Below are 16258 nucleotides of genomic sequence, written 5' to 3'. Positions count from 1 at the left end.
GGGGTCTCCTTCAAAGGTTAGAGTTAATGGCGCAGGCCGGGATGTCGTCCAGCGCAGGCCCATGGAGAAAACCGCACCGATTCCGATGCGGATGGGCGCGTATAGGCGCTTTTGAAAGGAATGGCAAAGGGTTTCTGGGGCCCTAGCCTATCGATCCATATTGGGCCAGTTCGGCCTCGGTGATCAGCTGAATATCATCAAGGCTGATGCCGTCAGCGCCAAAGACCTGGGCAACCTCTTCTCCGTCAACCACGATTCGGGTCAGGTTGGGAGTGTCCTCATCCCGTTCGATCTGAATGTCGGGATTGGTCTGGTCTTCCCAGGTGATAAACAATTTGTCCTCTCCCGGTTCAAAGCCCATGATGGTGACATCCTCGGCCTCCGAACTTAGGACAATGTTATCAGCCCCGTCGCCCCCATTGGACACATCTGATGTATGGGCCACGATGGTATCTTCGCCATCACCCCCGTTCAGAAAGTCGGTCTGGTCGAACCCTCCGTCGTCACGGCCAAGCAGCAGATCATCGCCATCGCCCCCGAACAGCGTGTCGGTGCCCGCGCCCCCCGACAGCCTGTCATCGCCATATCCGCCATGCAGCGCGTCATCTCCTTTGCCACCCGCCAGTTCATCATCGCCCTGACCACCGTAGAGCGTATCGTCGCCCGCGCCACCGTCCAGTTCATCGTCACCGAAATGACCCGCAAGTAGGTCGTCGCCCTGATTGCCGAACAGCAGGTCGTCACCATCTTCACCGTGCAGCGTATCCTCCCCATGACCGCCGAACATCACGTCCTGCCCATCGCCGCCATGCAAAACGTCATTGCCGCATCCGCCGTTGATCAGGTCATCGCCGGCATAGCCGTTGATCTGATCGGTCCCCTCTTGCCCGGTGATCTCATCCACGCCGTCCGTTCCTGCGATCACCAGATCGCCCAGATGTTCGGAAATCACCGTACCTGTTGAAATGCCGGGGATGTCTTCTGTCGCAGGTGGATCGACATATTCGCCGACCTCCAGAAACTCACCTTCGGGGATGTCGTCGGCAATATTGTCCTGTGGTTCGTCTTCGTCCCGCTCGTCTTCTTCTGAGGTCAGAACATCGCCAATCGCATATGCTGCGCCACCAACGGCTGCCAATCCAATTAGTCCGGCCAGAAACATGGGAACCCTCCGAAAGCAAACTGCTCCGAGGATGGACTATCCCATCCGGCCTGTCGGTTGGTCAAAGCCAAGCTGGAGGTGTGGTTAACCCTTTGTCACCAGGCTTCGGGCTGTTGAGTGTATGCGATATACAGCGGATGCTTCGGGTGGCCGTCTTTCGTCAATCCCAGATGGAACAGAGGGTGCCCGGTGGTCCGCAGCAGGGTTTCCACTGTTTGTCCGCGCTCCAGATGCGCGCCATGGGTGCCCCAGGCGGCGATGACCTGATCGGCCCACTGAACGCCTTCCAGAATGGCCGCGTCGTTCTCGGGGCCTACCGGATCGACAGCGGCGCGCATCTTGCGTGGGTCGGTATCGCGCCAAGCAAAGATGTTTGTCACTTGAAACGCCCCAAAGCCTAAAGCGCGCGCGCGGCGTTCACAGCGTTCAACCGTGGGATCATTCTGCACCTCAGTCGCGGTCGACGGGTTCAGCATCACAAACAGCGCCTTGCGACCCTCGGGATCCCAGATTCGGGTGAGGCTATAGCGATAGTTTTCGCAATCAGAATAAACAGCGGTTGATGGCGCATCGCCTTTGGTGTGGGTTCGAGTGATCATGCCCATCGCCTAGCACGTGGGTCAGGCAACGAACACCCGGCTAGGATGCAATTCGCCCGATTTATAGATGCCCACCGCCACGGCTTTGCCGTCGAGCGAGGCCCAGGCCTCATCGCCGTATTTTGCGTCTGAGGCCAGAACCATACCCGGATTACCGTTGCGCAGGCGGGTGGCGCCTTCGGGGGTGCATTTCAGTTCGGGCAGGTCCGACAGGCCGGTTTCCAGCGGGTGCAGGTAGTCGTCCAGCGCGGTGGTCTTGGCCATCTCGTCGATCTGGTTGATGGTCAGCCCATCCTGTGCCTCAAACGGGCCGGACCAGATGCGGCGGAGTTCTTTGACGTGGCCGTGGCAGCCCAGAGCTTCGCCCAGATCGCGGGCGATGGAGCGGACGTAGCCCCCTTTGCCGCAAGTCATCTCCAGCACCACATGGTCATCGTCGGGGCGATCAACCAGTATGAGTTCTTCGACCCACAAGGGGCGAGCGGACAGTTCCACATTCTCGCCATCGCGGGCCAGCTTATAGGCGCGCTGCCCGTCGATTTTCACCGCCGAGAACTTAGGTGGCACCTGCATGATGTCGCCCAGAAACGGGGAAAGCGCCTGTTTGATCTCGTCATCCGAGGGGCGCATATCGCATTGTGCAATCACCTCACCCTCGGCATCGTCGGTATTGGTGGCCTGACCCAGAAGCACAGTGAAGGTGTAGGCTTTCAAAGCATCTGTGATATAGGGAACGGTCTTGGTCGCCTCACCCAGAGCCACGGCCAGAACCCCAGTCGCCTCAGGGTCTAGCGTCCCTGCATGCCCCGCCTTCTTGGCGTCCATCGCCCAGCGCACCTTGTTGACCACCGCGGTCGAGGTCAGGCCGGCGGGCTTGTCCACCACCAGCCAGCCAGAGATATCGCGACCTTTGCGTTTGCGTCCCATTTTGCACCTAGAATCTTGCCGAGGCGCGCGAGTTAGCGGATCGCCCAGACGCTGTCAATTTGCAGGCGCGTCCTCGACCACGCCGACGATCGGGCCCAACGAAAACCCGACATCCGACCGGTTGCTGGCGCGTTCATACATGCGAGAGATATTGCCGTCGAAGAACAGCGCATTTGGTGTTTCCAGAACATCCCGAAACAGGCTGCCGAATTCGTGAAAAGTGACGTAGTCATCAGAGATCGCGAACGCTGCGCGCGTCCCATCTGCGCTGGTGCCGACCCCGTTGCGCACATAGACCGAGGTGGAATCGGGCAGAAAGCGCGGGTGCAGTTCGCCATCGATCACCAGCATCGGACCGGATTGAGTCGCAAAACGACACTGCGGGGCCTGTTCGACAAACTCCAACGTCTCAAACACATCGGCACGCCCGTCGCGGATGCAGAACACGCCATTGGGTAACAAACCGAAATTGCCGGGGCCCGGATTGGCAATCACGCGCATCTGTTCCTGACCATACTCGACATAGTGGCCCACGGGCGACCGGTCGTCGTGATACATGCCTGCGTTCATCGCAAAGACGAGGCGTTTGCCACCGGGTTCGAGCGCTTCGTTGACCGAGGAAAAGTGCCCAAGCAGATCGCCGTTTTCATCGTTTAGAAACAGTCGCAGGTCTTCGCTGGCGGCATCTACCTCGCAGATCGTATAGCGCTTGTCCTGATGCGTGACCTTCTCACAGGTCACCGCACCCGCTTGCACGGCCCAGAGAACCGCGCCCAAAATGGTCAGTGACCGGATCACTCGTCCAGATCGCGGCGCACCGCGTCCTGTTCGAACATGCGACGGGTGTCGTCCAGACGGTCAAACGTATCATCCAGACGGAATCGCAGATCGGGTGAAAATTTCAGGTTCAGTTTCTTACCGATCACGCGCCGCAGCTCACCTTTGTTACGGGCGAGCAGTTCGATCACGTCCTCCTGCCCCTTGCCACCCAGTGGAAGCACATAGGCGGTGGCGATCTTCAGATCGGGCGAAGTGCGCACCTCACCCACGGTAATCGACATGCGGTTCAGGTCGGGGTCGTGGACATCTCCGCGCGCCAGAACCTCGGACAGGGTGCGGCGGATCAGTTCGCCGACTCGCAGCTGTCGTTGGGACGGGCCGGGGCCATCGTGGAATTTGTTCTTTGCCATAAACCCCGATCTAAGCGCAAAGCAGGGCTTTGCCAAGCGGGCGCGAACCGGGTAGGAGGCTTTGAGCAGTTTGCAGCAAGGGAACACCGCCATGACCCATATTCCGGGGATCGTTATCACAGGGGCTTCGGGCCGTATGGGGCAGATGCTGATCAAGACCGTCAGCGACAGCGATCAGGCGCGTCTGGTCGGCGTGGTCGAGCGCGCGGGCCATGATTGGATCGGTCAGGATGTAGGTGAGGCCATGGGCGGCCCCGCGCTGGGTGTCACAGTCACCGATGACCCGTTGGAAGCCTTTGCGCAGGCGCAGGCCGTGATCGATTTCACAGCACCCGAGGCGACGTTGGAATTCGCAGCATTGGCGGCACAGGCGCGCTGTGTCCACGTGATCGGTACCACCGGCATGAGCGACGACCAAATTTCGGCGTTGGAGCCTGCCTCGCGCCACGCAGTCATCGTGCGGGCGGGCAACATGAGCCTCGGCGTCAACCTGCTGGTGCAACTGACCAAAAAAGTCGCCGCCGCGCTGGATGAAGACTTCGATATCGAGGTCATCGAAGGCCACCACCACCACAAGGTCGATGCGCCCTCGGGCACCGCGCTGATGCTGGGCGAGGCTGCTGCCGAGGGGCGTGGAGTCAAGCTGGCCGATGTCTCGGATCGGGGCCGCGACGGTATCACCGGGGCGCGCAAACGTGGCGATATCGGGTTTCACGCTATTCGTGGTGGTGACATTGTAGGAGAACATGACGTTTTGTTCGCAGCACCGGGCGAACGTATTGTTCTGCGCCATCTGGCAACCGACCGCGCAATCTTTGCCCGAGGCGCACTGAAAGCCGCGCTGTGGGGGCAAGGCAAGGCACCGGGTCAGTATGACATGGTGGATGTTCTGGGACTGTAGCCCTGCGCAGCACCAGCGAGGACAAGTGTTTGTTGCCCTCGGTGGTCGCTTGTGATTGCGTCAATCGGTCTTAAGGTGACGGTCGACCATGCGCTGCACCATCGGCGCGAAATGAGTGAAATCCGGTGTTTCCATATCGGCCCGTTTGCCTGCCTCATCCAGATAGCGCACCTGAATGATCTCTTTCAGGTTTGGATTGGCCTCGAACTCTGCCACTTCCTCGGCGCTCATCGGGCCGCCCTGCAATTCCAGCGTATGGACCGAGGCGGCGGACAGCCGGTTGAAATATTCCGGCTTGGTGGCGCAGAGATAGCGCTTGGCCGCAACGTGATAGCGGCAGCAATCGGTGATGACCGATGGAAAGAACTGCTCCAGTACTTCGGCCCCGGCATCCTCGTGATGCCGGTCTTCGGTGTCGTCGGGGTGGTAGGTGCCAAACTCGGACGTGAAATGGCCGATATCGTGCAACAACGCGCCCACAATGATCTCTTCGGCCATGCCGTTTTGTTCTGCGATGGTGGCGCCCTGCAGCATATGTTCGGCCATGGTGACCGGCTCGCCCAGATACTCTTCACCGCCGCGTCGGTCGAAGATGTCGCCGATGAAGGCCACGATATTGTTGCGGCTCAGCGTCGTGAAATCGGGTTTCATTCCGCTGCCTCCGGCTGGGCCATTTCCATTGCGGCCAATGTAGACAGCAAGCCATCTTTGTCTGCGTAACACCCTTGCAGCCAACGCGATCCGGCGCCGGAATAGCCCAGACGCGCGTGCAGAACGCGGGTGTTGTCGACGATAAAGCTTTCGCCCGGCTCCAGTTTGAACGACACGCCCATCGCCGGGTCATCGATGATTTCGGCCAATTGGCGATAGGCGGCGTAGTAGGCTTCCATCTTTTCAAAGGGCACGTCAACAAACGGGGCCGAGGAGCGGTTGTTGAAGCGGATGCCAATCAACTCTCCATCCGGGGACAGTTCGATCATCGGGCGGCGTGACCGCAGGCAGACCCCGTCTGAGCCTTTGTATTCGAACCGGGCTGGGTAACCTGCCAGCAGGGCAAAGCCTTCGGAGTTCTGATCACGGAGCTTTTCGGCCGCGCGGAATCCGTCAACCACGATGGAGTCGCCGCCTTCAGCCGAGTTTTCCAGGCAATAGAGGATTTGCAGTGTGGGCACCGGGTCGCGGTAAGGGTTGTCGGTATGGGCCTGTAATCCAAGCCCGGTATAGGCCAGGTTGGTCGGGTTCACTTCGGTTCGGACCTCAAAATAGGGGCCATAGTTGGTTTTGCGCACATAGCCGAACAGGTCGGCCACTTTCAGCAGCGATTCCGCCTCGGTCGGGCCTCCGGTTAGCTTGGCAAAGCCATATTCAGCCACCGCTGCCAGCCAGTTGCGCTTGGCGGAAGGATTGGCATGAACCTCAGACCAGTCACCGCTGGGCGCATCGATGCCACGTTCCCATGTGGTGATGCCGGGCGCGACGCGGCCCGGCACAGCATCATGATCGCGGTCATAGCAATGTTCAGCCAGCCAGTCGGCGGGGAAGATGACCGTCTTATCCTCGGGCTGGAACGTGACCTGCAGATCGCCCGCAACAACTTGCACCGCGCTGACCGAGACGTCGGAGGGGATGTCGCTGATAGTAATCAGGCGCTGGCCATTGCCGGGCGCACGGGTGTCCGGGTCCAGCGCGTTGTCGCGTAGCCAGATGGCGTGAAAGCGGGCCTCGGTTCCGCTGTCAAACACAACAGTAACGACAGAGGCGGTGTGAGTGGCGGTGCGCAGCATGGGGGGTCTCCTGTTCAGCGCGAGCTTTGGTTGAGCAGATACGATGTTCATGGCATTACGACAATTAATCCTTCTTGCGGCTGAGGCTCGGAAAAACTTATGGCTAAGAAAAAGATCGGATTGCCGCCCCTGGACTGGCTGCGGGTGTTCGAAGCTGCGGGCCGGTTGGGCGGGTTTTCAGCGGCGGCAAAAGAGTTCGGGCTGACGCAGGCGGCGGTCAGCCAGCGGATTGCCAACCTCGAATCCTGGCTGGGCCGGTCCTTGTTTGTGCGTGAAGCGCGCGGCGTGTCACTGACGGTCGAAGGTGAAAGCTATCTGCCGCTGGTGCAGGACAGTTTGCAGGCGTTGGAACGCAATACCGAGGACTTGTTCGGAAAATCCCCGCGTGAGCTGCGGGTTGCAGGGCTATCATCGAGCATTCATGCGCTTGTTCTGCCCTGTCTGGACCGATTTCAGGACATGCGGCCCAAGGTGCGCGTGATGACAGATTCAGTTGCGCGCCGGTCGTCATTGGATGAAGAGCGCACCTGGCTGCAAATCCGCTATGGGCGCGAAGCGTGGCCGGGGCGCGATGCCGCGCTGATCGCGTCCGAGGTTCTGGTGCCGATGGCCGCACCCGGTGTCGTTTGGGGCGCGCCGCTAATTGATCTGCGTGGCGAACGCCCGGGCTGGCGGGACTGGGCAAGGAAAACGGGCGGGGCGGAGCTTCCGCCGTCAAAAGTGAGCTTTGATTCGATGGAACATGCGATTTCCGCAGCCCGGCAGGGGCAGGGTGTGACACTGGGCTCGGTGCCTCTGGCGCAGGCGGATTTGCAATCGGGGCGATTGCAAAGGCTAGACTTGCCAGAATTGCAGACCAAGGATGGCTATTGGCTGACATGGCCCGAAGACCGGGCGACATCCAAGAAGCAGCGCGCGTTGATTCAGGACTTTCTACAGGCGCTGCGCGGCTGATCGCCTAGAAATCGATGGCGATGCCCTTTTTCTCCCAATCGCCATAGCGGGCAGGGTCTGGCCCGTCACGACCGCCCAGTTCTTTGGGCAATGCCTGTGCTTTCGCTTCGGCCTTACGGCGGCGTTCTTCCGCTTCGGCCAGCGCACGCTGGGCAGCGGGGGGCAGGTCTTTGCGGTCGTCACTCATGACATCGGGTTCCTTTCCGGGCACAGCCTTGATATACGCCCGCGTCCGCCAATGGCAATGCGGGCGCGGGTCATATGAAGGCGGGATCATGTCAAACAGCGCGACAGCAGCAAGGCGCAGCGCAATCTATCTGTTGGATCAGGTGCTGGGTGAGGGTAGGTTGCTATCCGAATGCCTGGCCGCAGGTGCGCTGGACCGGCTGGGCCCCGAGGATCGCGCGCGTGCGCAGCGCCTGACCGTTGAAACGCTGCGCGGGTTGGAGCGCGCCGACCGGCTGCTCGACAACCATCTGAACCGAACACCTACGCTGACGGTTCATAACGCACTGCGTCTTGGGGCGGTTGAGCTGTGCAATGGCGAAGCTGCACATGGGGTGGTGAATTCCATGGTCGAGATCGTCAGCCGGTCACGCAAGCATGGTCGACTGAAGGGTTTGGTCAACGCGGTTCTGCGCAAGGTCGCTGCCGAAGGGCCTGAAGCCTGGCCCAAGATGCGTGTCCCGCGCTTGCCCGAGTGGTTGCGTGATCCCCTAATCACCGCTTGGGGCGTGAATGCTGTTACTGGCATGGAACAGGCCCATTTTGCCGGGGCTCCGCTGGATCTGACCGTGAAACCGGAGGCTTCTGCCCCGTCGTGTGAAACGCTGCCAACAGGGTCGGTGCGTATCCAAGATGCAGGTCAGGTTTCGACCTTGCCGGGATATCAGGCCGGGGCGTGGTGGGTGCAGGATGCGGCGGCTGCCTTGCCGGTACGCGTTCTGGCCCCGAAGCCGGGTGAAAAGGTGCTGGACCTTTGCGCCGCGCCGGGCGGGAAGACGATGCAATTGGCCGCTGCCGGGGCGGATGTCACAGCGCTGGATATCTCAGAGGCGCGGATGGAGCGGGTACGAGAGAACCTCGCACGGACCGGATTGAAGGCAGCGGTTGTTGTCGGCGACGCACTGGAGCATGCGGGACCGTATGATGCGATCCTTCTGGATGCGCCCTGTTCGGCCACGGGCACGATCCGCAGGCACCCCGATCTGCCTTTTGCCAAGGATGGGTCCGAATTTGGTGGTTTGATCGATCTTCAAGCGCAGATGCTGGCTCATGCCTGGGGTCTGCTAAAACCCGGCGGGCGGTTGGTTTATTGCACCTGTTCTTTGTTGCCAGACGAAGGCGAGGTGCAGATCGAAGAGGCGCTGGCAAGCCATCCGGATATGGTGGTGGATCGCGTGGCGCTGAACCTGCCGGGGGTCGAAAACAGCTGGATCACCGAGGAAGGCGGCTTGCGCCTGCGGCCGGATTATTGGGCGGATCGGGGTGGCATGGATGGGTTCTATATCGCCTGCCTGAGTAAATCCGCCTGAGGTCACGCTTTTCGATGACTTGACGATCAGCCCGGTCTATCGTTGGGTCGCAAGCGCCAGCAGAGCGCAAGGGGCAGAGTAAAACGCGTCATGTCAGAAACGGACACCATGACCAGCCGGTGGATGCGGTTTCAGAACCGGTTTTATGCGCGTCTAAGTCAAAGACAGCGGGCGGTAACCGGGTTTGTTTCGCAGCCTGAACCGCGCACCGTTGGGTCTTATGCGCGGGGGCGTCAGCTGGTCGCCGGAAACCTGCTGTTCTCTGGCTATCTGGTCGAGGCGCAAGATACTGGTTTGTGGGAGGTCGCGGCCCCAAGCGTTGGATTTGATGATGAACGCCACGGCTTTGCCTGGCTGGATGATCTGGCTGCGGTTGGAGACAGTCGCGCCCGGGAAAAGGCGCAGCGTTGGGTCTGGGGCTGGATCGCGGCCCATGGGCGCGGTCGCGGACCCGGATGGGTGCCCGATCTGACGGGCCGACGGGTCATGCGCTGGATCAACCACGCGCTGTTCTTGCTGCGCGGGGTCGATGATGTCCAAAGCAAGCTTTTCTTTCGGTCTCTGGCCCAGCAAACTTGGTTCCTGTCTAAGCGTTGGCATGCGGCGACGCCGGGCCTGCCGCGGTTCGAAGCATTGGCCGGACTGGTGCAATCGGGCCTTGCCCTTGAGGGGCTGGAGGCGATGGCCGACCCCGCAGTCCGTGCTCTGGCGCGGGAATGCGAACGACAGGTGGATGCACAAGGCGGAATCCCGACCCGCAACCCCGAGGAGTTGCTGGAGGTTTTCACCCTGCTGAGCTGGACCGCCGCCGCCCTGAATGATGTGGGTCGAGGTACACCCGTGGCGCAGGCCAACGCGATCAAGCGGATTGCACCCACTCTGCGCAGCTTGCGCCACGCGGATGGGGCTTTGGCCCGGTTCCATGGCGGAGGTCGCGGGGTCGAGGGACGACTGGAGCAGGCGCTGGCCCAAAGCGGGGTCAAACACAAAGCGGCGACCGAGCTGCCGATGGGCTATTCTTGCCTCTCTGCCGGTCGGACCACGGTTGTTGTCGATGCCAGCCCGCCGCCATCCGGTGCGGCCTCGTTCAACGCGCATGCCTCGACTTTGGCGTTCGAGCTAACGTCGGGTCGTCGTCCTCTGATCGTCAATTGCGGGTCCGGGGCCAGTTTCGGGCTGGATTGGCGGCGGGCAGGCCGGGCAACGCCGTCTCATTCCACTTTGTGCCTGGACGGCTATTCCAGCGCCCGACTGGCCCAGCCGGTTCAAGGTAGTGAGCAGCAGGCGCTTGTCGACGCGCCGCGCGGTGTTCCATTTGATTTTGAGGACGCGATCGAAGGCATTCGCTTTATGTCCGGGCATGACGGGTACGCCAAAGTGTTTGGCCTGACCCATGCGCGCACCTTCGAGTTGCGTTTTGACGGACGCAAATTGACGGTCGAAGATATTCTTCTGACCGCAACCGACAAAGCCAAGCGGCAGTTTGACAAGGCGATGGATGCCTCGGGCCTGTCGGGCATCCCCTTTGACATTCGTTTTCACCTGCATCCGGATGTGGATACGGCCGTTGATCTGGGTGGGGCGGCGGTGTCGATGGCGCTCAAAAGCGGCGAGATCTGGGTTTTCCGCCACGATGGCGTGGGAAAATTAGACGTCCAGCCAAGCGTTTACCTTGAAAAAGGGCGCCTAAAGCCCCGCGCGACAAAACAGATCGTTCTATCTGGCCGCGCAATGGAGTATGCGACGCGCATCCAGTGGACGTTAAGCAAGGCGCAGGATACTGCCTATGCCGTGCGTGACCTGCACCGGGACGAGCCAGAATTCGACTGACGCCAAAAGGACCTTTGGACCCATGACCGATCTTCACCCCGTGCGCCGCGCGTTGCTTTCCGTTTCCGACAAGACCGGATTGATCGAGCTGGGAAAGGCTCTGGCCGAACGCGGGGTTGAGCTGTTGTCGACCGGCGGCACTGCCAAAGCGCTGCGTGACGCGGGGCTTGAAGTTCGGGACGTGAGTGAGATCACCGGCTTTCCCGAGATGATGGATGGTCGGGTGAAAACGCTGCACCCGATGGTGCATGGAGGCCTGCTGGCCCTGCGTGACAACGACACCCATGTCGCAGCGATGGACGAGCATGGCATTGGCGCAATCGACCTGCTGGTCGTGAACCTCTACCCGTTCGAGGCGACCGTTGCCAAAGGTGCGGGCTATGATGAATGTATCGAGAACATCGACATTGGCGGGCCTGCGATGATCCGCGCGGCCTCAAAAAACCATGCCTTTGTGAATGTTGTTGTCGATGTCGAAGATTACTCTTCCCTGCTGGATCAGTTGGAAGAGAACTACGGCAAGACCTCATACGGGTTCCGCCAGTGGCTGGCCCAAAAGGCCTATGCCCGCACAGCGGCCTATGACACAGCTGTTTCGAACTGGATGGCGGAGGCGCTGCAGCTGGAGGCCCCCAAGCGCCGTGCCTTTGCTGGCGAACTGAAACAGACCCTGCGCTATGGCGAAAACAGCCATCAACAGGCAGCGTTCTATACCGACGGCACGAACCGTCCCGGTGTGGCGACAGCTGTTCAGCATCAGGGCAAGGAACTGAGCTACAACAACATCAACGACACTGACGCGGCCTTTGAGTTGGTGGCAGAGTTTGATCCGGCACAGGGCGCGGCCTGCGCCATCATCAAACACGCCAACCCCTGTGGTGTTGCGACAGGTGAAACCTTGCTCGACGCTTATAAATCGGCCTTCGATTGCGATCGAACCTCAGCCTTTGGGGGCATTGTAGCCCTAAATCAACCGCTCGATACTGAAACCGCGCGGGAAATCACCGGGATTTTCACCGAGGTCGTCATTGCCCCCGGCGCGTCGGATGAGGCCAAGGCGATCTTTGCGGCCAAGAAGAACCTGCGCCTGCTGACAACCGAGGCTCTGCCGGACGTGACCGCCGGTGGCAAAACCGTGCGTCAGGTGGCCGGTGGCCTGCTGGTCCAAGACAAGGACAACGGCTTTGTTGGCATGGATGACCTGAAACTGGTCACCAAGAAAGCGCCAACCGACGAACAGATGCGAGACCTTCTGTTCGCGTGGAAGGTGGCCAAGCATGTCAAATCCAATGCCATCGTCTATGTCAAAGACGGAGCAACTGTAGGTGTGGGTGCAGGGCAAATGAGCCGTGTCGACTCCGCACTCATCGCAGCCAAGAAAGCTGAGCGCATGGCCGACGCGCTAGGCTTGGCCGAACCGCTGACCATCGGTTCGGCCGTGGCGTCGGACGCGTTCTTCCCCTTCCCCGACGGTTTGATGGAGGCGGCGCAGGCCGGTGCCACCTGCGTCATCCAACCGGGTGGCTCCATGCGCGATGATGAGGTGATCGCAGCGGCAGATGAGGCCGGCCTGGCGATGGTCTTCACTGGCATGCGGCACTTCCGGCACTGATGTCCTATCGGCTGCTCTACTGGGCTGCGCTGGTGGCCATTCTGATCGACCAGATCAGCAAATATCTGGTCGTTCGGGTACTGCGCGTGGCGGATCAGCCCGGCGGTATCGACATTTTGCCGCCTTTGGTCGTGTTCAAATACGGTGAAAACCGCGGTATCAACTTTGGCCTGTTTCAGGGCAACTCTGATGCCGCGCGCTGGGTTCTGGTCGCGATCTCCGTTGCGATTTGTGTCGCTGTTTTTATCTGGCTGCGCCGGTCAACCCCGTCCAAACTGATGCTGATCTGCGGAGGGTTCTTGATCGGTGGCGCGCTGGGCAATGTGGTCGACCGGGTGCTTTACGGTTTTGTTCTGGATTTCCTGAACATGTCTTGCTGCGGTATCAGCAACCCGTATGTGTTTAATTTGGCGGATGTTTTTGTTTTCGCAGGGGCCATCGGGCTCGTTCTGTTTGACGGGAAAAAGCCCTCGTGACGCGCCGAAGGATATGCGATAAAACGTCCGAAACTGGTTGGAGACTCTGATGCGGTTGTCGCGCGCACCCTATGTTTTGTTCTTTACCGCTGCAGTTGCGGCGTGCTCGAACCCCGGTTTGCGCGAACTGACGCCTCCCGGGGATGGCCCGGATGAGTTCTCGGTGCTGCCGGTCAAACCTCTGACAGAACCCAAGGATTATGCATTTCTGCCCGCCCCAACCCCGGGTGGTAGCAATCTGACAGACCCGAATCCCAAGGCAGATGCGGTTCTTGCACTGGGTGGTAACCCGGCAGCGACGAATCCGAACGGGGCGATCCCGGCCTCGGATTCCGCGCTGGTGACCGCGTCCAGCCGCTATGGTGTGCCGGCGAACACGCGCCAGATCGTTCAGGCCGAAGACGATGAGTTCCGCCAGCGTCGTGGCCGGTGGACCGGCCTGCGCCTGTTCCCGGTGGATCGCTATCAGCAGGTCTATGAACGTCAGGCGTTGGACCCCTTTGCGCAGACGGAAGCTGCCCGCCGTGCCGGGCTCGAAACGCCCTCGTCACCGCCAGATGAATAAATTTTAACTTTTTGTCATCTGACTTGAACCTGCCGCGCACCACCGTAGTTTATGCTCATAACGAAACGGAGGATGCCCCATGGTTCGGGCCTTGGCACTTTCTGCCGCCCTGATTGCCGCGACCCCGGTTTTTGCCGAGGATGGTCAAGAAGCGGTCACGACATTTACGCTTGATAACGGAATGGAAGTGGTCGTGGTCGAAGACCACCGTGCGCCTGTCGTGCAGCATATGGTCTGGTATCGGGCGGGGTCGGCGGATGAGCCTGCGGGTGTATCAGGTATCGCGCATTTCCTGGAACATCTGATGTTCAAAGGGACCGACACCCTGAAACAGGGGGAGTTTTCGGCGACCGTTGCAGCCAATGGCGGCGATGATAACGCCTTCACCTCATACGACTACACCGCCTATTTCCAGCGCGTCGCTGCGGATCGGCTGGAGCTAATGATGCAGATGGAATCCGACCGGATGCGAAATCTGCGTCTGACCGAAAACGATATCACCGCTGAACGCGGCGTGATTTTGGAAGAGCGGAACCAGAGAACCGAAAACAACCCACGTGCCTTGTTTGGCGAACAGCTGAGCGCGGCGCAGTATCTGAACCATGGCTACGGCGTGCCGATCATCGGCTGGATGCATGAGATGGAGGCGCTGGACATGGACGACGCGCTGTCTTTTTACGCTGACCATTATGCACCCAACAACGCCATTCTGGTTGTCACTGGTGATGTGGATCCTGAAGAAGTGCGCGCGCTGGCTGATCAGTATTATGGCGTCATCCCATCAAATCCCGAGATTGTCGAGCGCGCCCGCCCACAGGAACCTCCGCAGACAGCGGAGCGTCGCCTAACCTACAAGGACCCGCGCGTGGCGCAACCCTATGTGCACCGCAGCTATCTGGCACCCGAACGTGACCCGGGCGAACAGGAGAAAGCCGCCGCGTTGTTCCTACTGGCCGAACTGCTGGGGGGCAGCACCACATCTTATTTGAACGAAGAACTGCAATTCGATCAGCAGATCGCGGTTTATACCGCTGCGTTCTATCGTGGCGTTTCGCTGGATGACACGACCTTTGATCTGCTGGTTGTCCCAGCGCAGGGCGTAACGTTGCAAGAGGCCGAAGATGCCATGGATCAGGCCGTAGCAGACTTCATCGCTGAAGGCGTGAACCAAAAGGATCTGGACCGGATCAAGATGCAGCTCCGCGCCTCACAGATCTATGCCCGTGACAATGTGGATGGGATCGGCAACCGCTACGGTCGTGCCTTGGCCAGCGGTCTGACAGTCGAAGACGTACAGGCCTGGCCCGATATTCTGCAGGAGGTTACCGGTGACCAGATCATCGCGGCCGCACGCGAGGTCTTGCAGCCCGAGACCTCGGTGACCGGCTGGCTGATGCGCGACGATGAGGTGACGCAATGAAACGGCTTTTTACAACTCTGTTCGCCCTTCTGGTCGCACTGCCGGCATGGGCAGAGATTGAGATCAAAGAGGTGACATCGCCCGGGGGCATCACCGCCTGGCTGGTCGAGGATCATGCGATCCCGTTCACTGCGCTGGAATTGCGTTTCCGTGGCGGGACATCACTGGATGACCCCGAAAAACGCGGTGCGGTCTACCTGATGAGCGGTTTGATCGAAGAAGGTGCAGGCGACATGGATGCCCGTACCTATGCCCGCGAGCTTGAAGCGCTGGCCGCGTCATTCAGCTACAACGCGAGCGATGACACCGTCTCGATCTCAGCGCGTTTTCTGACCGAGAACCGCGATGAGGTGACGGATCTTCTGCGCACCACGATACACGAACCCAGGTTTGATGAGGACGCGGTCGAGCGGGTCAAGGCGCAGATCCTGTCCGGGCTCAAATCAGATGCCAACGACCCCAATGACATTGCTGGCCTTAGCTTTTCGGCCATGGCCTATGGCGATCACCCCTACGGGACCGAAGGGAAAGGCACCATCGACAGTGTTGCATCCCTGACCCGCGATGACGTGGTCGAGGCGTATTACAGTGTCTTCGCCAAAGACCGGCTTTATGTCGGTGCGGTTGGTGACATCACCGCCGAAGAACTGGGCGTGCTTCTGGACAAATTGCTGGCTGATCTGCCTGACAGCGCAAAGCCAATTCCGGGCAAGGCAGAAGTGTCGATCGAAGGCGGGGTCACCGTTGTCGACTTTGACACGCCGCAATCGGTTGCCTTGTTCGCCCAGAAAGGGATCGACCGGGACGATCCGGATTTCTTCGCGGCCTTTATCTTGAATCACATCCTTGGCGGCGGTGGGTTTGAAAGCCGCCTGATGCAGGAGGTGCGCGAAAAGCGCGGCCTGACTTACGGTGTCGGCACCTATCTTGTGCCCAAGGATTTGGCCTCGGTCTATATTGGGTCGGTCTCATCCTCCAATGATCGCATCGCCGAAGCGGTTGAGGTTATTCGCAGCGAATGGGCGCGTGCGGCGGATGAGGGCGTGACCCAGAAGGAACTGGATGATGCCAAGACCTATCTGACGGGGGCTTATCCGCTGCGATTTGACGGCAATGGTCAGATCGCCGGGATCATGGTTGGAATGCAGATGGAAGGTCTGCCTATCGACTATATTGCAACCCGCAACGATCAGGTGAATGCGGTGACCTTGGAGGATGTGAACCGGGTCGCGAGTGAACTGCTGGACCCAGAAGGTTTGCACTTCACTGTCGTGGGCAAGCCAGTCGGGCTGGACGGATAAAG

Annotated in this window: 17 protein-coding genes; 9 read left to right on the top strand and 8 right to left on the bottom strand. The window is 60.1% G+C overall.

What is annotated here, in order from left to right; all coding sequences use genetic code 11:
- Positions 1-142: 142 nt before the first annotated feature.
- The 5 genes from ACR0JX_RS09145 to rbfA all read right to left on the bottom strand — a co-directional run bounded on the left by ACR0JX_RS09145 (position 143) and on the right by rbfA (position 3878).
- On the bottom strand, positions 143-1162 hold the full coding sequence (locus tag ACR0JX_RS09145; RefSeq protein WP_480543335.1) for a calcium-binding protein: 1020 nt from the start codon (positions 1160-1162) through the stop codon (positions 143-145).
- A gap of 95 nt (positions 1163-1257) precedes the next feature.
- Entirely contained in the window at positions 1258-1761 is a 504-nt protein-coding gene (locus tag ACR0JX_RS09140; protein ID WP_480543333.1) for a DUF1643 domain-containing protein, read from the bottom strand.
- Positions 1762-1782: 21 nt separating this feature from the next.
- Entirely contained in the window at positions 1783-2688 is a 906-nt protein-coding gene (gene truB / locus ACR0JX_RS09135; protein ID WP_480543331.1) for a tRNA pseudouridine(55) synthase TruB, read from the bottom strand.
- Positions 2689-2742: 54 nt separating this feature from the next.
- A complete protein-coding gene (locus ACR0JX_RS09130; protein ID WP_480543329.1) occupies positions 2743-3486 on the bottom strand; it encodes a phosphodiester glycosidase family protein in 744 nt (247 codons plus the stop codon).
- Positions 3483-3878: a 30S ribosome-binding factor RbfA gene (gene rbfA, locus ACR0JX_RS09125; protein WP_170453633.1), complete on the bottom strand. Its 396-nt coding sequence runs from the start codon at positions 3876-3878 to the stop codon at positions 3483-3485. Before rbfA ends, ACR0JX_RS09130 begins: the two co-directional genes overlap by 4 nt.
- A gap of 91 nt (positions 3879-3969) precedes the next feature.
- Here rbfA and dapB point away from each other — a divergent pair, with 91 nt between their 5' ends.
- Entirely contained in the window at positions 3970-4779 is an 810-nt protein-coding gene (gene dapB / locus ACR0JX_RS09120) for a 4-hydroxy-tetrahydrodipicolinate reductase (RefSeq protein WP_480543327.1), read from the top strand.
- A 60-nt stretch (positions 4780-4839) separates the two neighbouring features.
- Here the strand turns inward: dapB and tmpB are convergent, their stop codons facing one another.
- Together tmpB and tmpA are read right to left on the bottom strand one after the other, a co-directional pair.
- Positions 4840-5430 (bottom strand): (R)-1-hydroxy-2-trimethylaminoethylphosphonate oxygenase, encoded by a 591-nt coding sequence (tmpB, locus tag ACR0JX_RS09115; RefSeq protein ID WP_480543325.1) that lies wholly within the window; start codon positions 5428-5430, stop codon positions 4840-4842.
- On the bottom strand, positions 5427-6563 hold the full coding sequence (gene tmpA / locus ACR0JX_RS09110; protein WP_480543323.1) for a 2-trimethylaminoethylphosphonate dioxygenase: 1137 nt from the start codon (positions 6561-6563) through the stop codon (positions 5427-5429). Before tmpA ends, tmpB begins: the two co-directional genes overlap by 4 nt.
- A gap of 99 nt (positions 6564-6662) precedes the next feature.
- On the opposite strand from tmpA, the gene ACR0JX_RS09105 reads away from it, so the two are divergent.
- Positions 6663-7517 (top strand): LysR family transcriptional regulator, encoded by an 855-nt coding sequence (locus tag ACR0JX_RS09105; protein WP_480543321.1) that lies wholly within the window; start codon positions 6663-6665, stop codon positions 7515-7517.
- Positions 7518-7521: 4 nt separating this feature from the next.
- Here ACR0JX_RS09105 and ACR0JX_RS09100 read toward each other — a convergent pair whose 3' ends face one another.
- On the bottom strand, positions 7522-7704 hold the full coding sequence (locus tag ACR0JX_RS09100; RefSeq protein WP_353008810.1) for a DUF1674 domain-containing protein: 183 nt from the start codon (positions 7702-7704) through the stop codon (positions 7522-7524).
- A gap of 88 nt (positions 7705-7792) precedes the next feature.
- On the opposite strand from ACR0JX_RS09100, the gene ACR0JX_RS09095 reads away from it, so the two are divergent.
- The 7 genes from ACR0JX_RS09095 (at position 7793) to ACR0JX_RS09065 (ending at position 16256) form a co-directional block, all read left to right on the top strand.
- Positions 7793-9052: an RsmB/NOP family class I SAM-dependent RNA methyltransferase gene (locus tag ACR0JX_RS09095; RefSeq protein ID WP_480543319.1), complete on the top strand. Its 1260-nt coding sequence runs from the start codon at positions 7793-7795 to the stop codon at positions 9050-9052.
- A gap of 90 nt (positions 9053-9142) precedes the next feature.
- Positions 9143-10882, top strand: coding sequence for a heparinase II/III family protein (locus ACR0JX_RS09090; RefSeq protein ID WP_480543317.1), 1740 nt, complete (start codon positions 9143-9145; stop codon positions 10880-10882).
- 22 nt (positions 10883-10904) lie between these two features.
- On the top strand, positions 10905-12494 hold the full coding sequence (purH, locus tag ACR0JX_RS09085) for a bifunctional phosphoribosylaminoimidazolecarboxamide formyltransferase/IMP cyclohydrolase (RefSeq protein WP_480543315.1): 1590 nt from the start codon (positions 10905-10907) through the stop codon (positions 12492-12494).
- The gene (lspA, locus tag ACR0JX_RS09080) at positions 12494-12970 is read left to right on the top strand and encodes a signal peptidase II (RefSeq protein ID WP_480543313.1); all 477 of its coding nucleotides are present in this window, start codon (positions 12494-12496) and stop codon (positions 12968-12970) included. Before purH ends, lspA begins: the two co-directional genes overlap by 1 nt.
- Before the next feature lie 49 nt (positions 12971-13019).
- A complete protein-coding gene (locus ACR0JX_RS09075) occupies positions 13020-13535 on the top strand; it encodes a DUF3035 domain-containing protein (RefSeq protein ID WP_480543312.1) in 516 nt (171 codons plus the stop codon).
- 79 nt (positions 13536-13614) lie between these two features.
- On the top strand, positions 13615-14955 hold the full coding sequence (locus ACR0JX_RS09070) for a M16 family metallopeptidase (RefSeq protein ID WP_480543310.1): 1341 nt from the start codon (positions 13615-13617) through the stop codon (positions 14953-14955).
- Positions 14952-16256 carry a M16 family metallopeptidase gene (locus tag ACR0JX_RS09065; protein WP_480543308.1) on the top strand — a complete coding sequence of 435 codons (1305 nt, stop codon included), beginning with the start codon at positions 14952-14954 and terminating at the stop codon, positions 16254-16256. Before ACR0JX_RS09070 ends, ACR0JX_RS09065 begins: the two co-directional genes overlap by 4 nt.
- Positions 16257-16258 lie beyond the last annotated feature (2 nt).

This window comes from Ruegeria sp. AH7, assembly GCF_056541325.1.
The sequence above is the reverse complement of the archived record's forward strand: the minus strand, read 5'-3'. Positions and strand labels throughout refer to the sequence as shown.

Excerpts from the sequence above, each read along its gene's own strand:
- ACR0JX_RS09145 (WP_480543335.1), bottom strand. The coding sequence starts at position 1,162 with ATGTTTCTGGCCGGACTAATTGGATTGGCAGCCGTTGGTGGCGCAGCA.
- ACR0JX_RS09140 (WP_480543333.1), bottom strand. The coding sequence starts at position 1,761 with ATGATCACTCGAACCCACACCAAAGGCGATGCGCCATCAACCGCTGTT.
- truB (WP_480543331.1), bottom strand. The coding sequence starts at position 2,688 with ATGGGACGCAAACGCAAAGGTCGCGATATCTCTGGCTGGCTGGTGGTG.
- rbfA (WP_170453633.1), bottom strand. The coding sequence starts at position 3,878 with ATGGCAAAGAACAAATTCCACGATGGCCCCGGCCCGTCCCAACGACAG.
- dapB (WP_480543327.1), top strand. The coding sequence starts at position 3,970 with ATGACCCATATTCCGGGGATCGTTATCACAGGGGCTTCGGGCCGTATG.
- tmpB (WP_480543325.1), bottom strand. The coding sequence starts at position 5,430 with ATGAAACCCGATTTCACGACGCTGAGCCGCAACAATATCGTGGCCTTC.
- tmpA (WP_480543323.1), bottom strand. The coding sequence starts at position 6,563 with ATGCTGCGCACCGCCACTCACACCGCCTCTGTCGTTACTGTTGTGTTT.
- ACR0JX_RS09105 (WP_480543321.1), top strand. The coding sequence starts at position 6,663 with ATGGCTAAGAAAAAGATCGGATTGCCGCCCCTGGACTGGCTGCGGGTG.
- ACR0JX_RS09100 (WP_353008810.1), bottom strand. The coding sequence starts at position 7,704 with ATGAGTGACGACCGCAAAGACCTGCCCCCCGCTGCCCAGCGTGCGCTG.
- ACR0JX_RS09095 (WP_480543319.1), top strand. The coding sequence starts at position 7,793 with ATGTCAAACAGCGCGACAGCAGCAAGGCGCAGCGCAATCTATCTGTTG.
- ACR0JX_RS09090 (WP_480543317.1), top strand. The coding sequence starts at position 9,143 with ATGTCAGAAACGGACACCATGACCAGCCGGTGGATGCGGTTTCAGAAC.
- purH (WP_480543315.1), top strand. The coding sequence starts at position 10,905 with ATGACCGATCTTCACCCCGTGCGCCGCGCGTTGCTTTCCGTTTCCGAC.
- lspA (WP_480543313.1), top strand. The coding sequence starts at position 12,494 with ATGTCCTATCGGCTGCTCTACTGGGCTGCGCTGGTGGCCATTCTGATC.
- ACR0JX_RS09075 (WP_480543312.1), top strand. The coding sequence starts at position 13,020 with ATGCGGTTGTCGCGCGCACCCTATGTTTTGTTCTTTACCGCTGCAGTT.
- ACR0JX_RS09070 (WP_480543310.1), top strand. The coding sequence starts at position 13,615 with ATGGTTCGGGCCTTGGCACTTTCTGCCGCCCTGATTGCCGCGACCCCG.
- ACR0JX_RS09065 (WP_480543308.1), top strand. The coding sequence starts at position 14,952 with ATGAAACGGCTTTTTACAACTCTGTTCGCCCTTCTGGTCGCACTGCCG.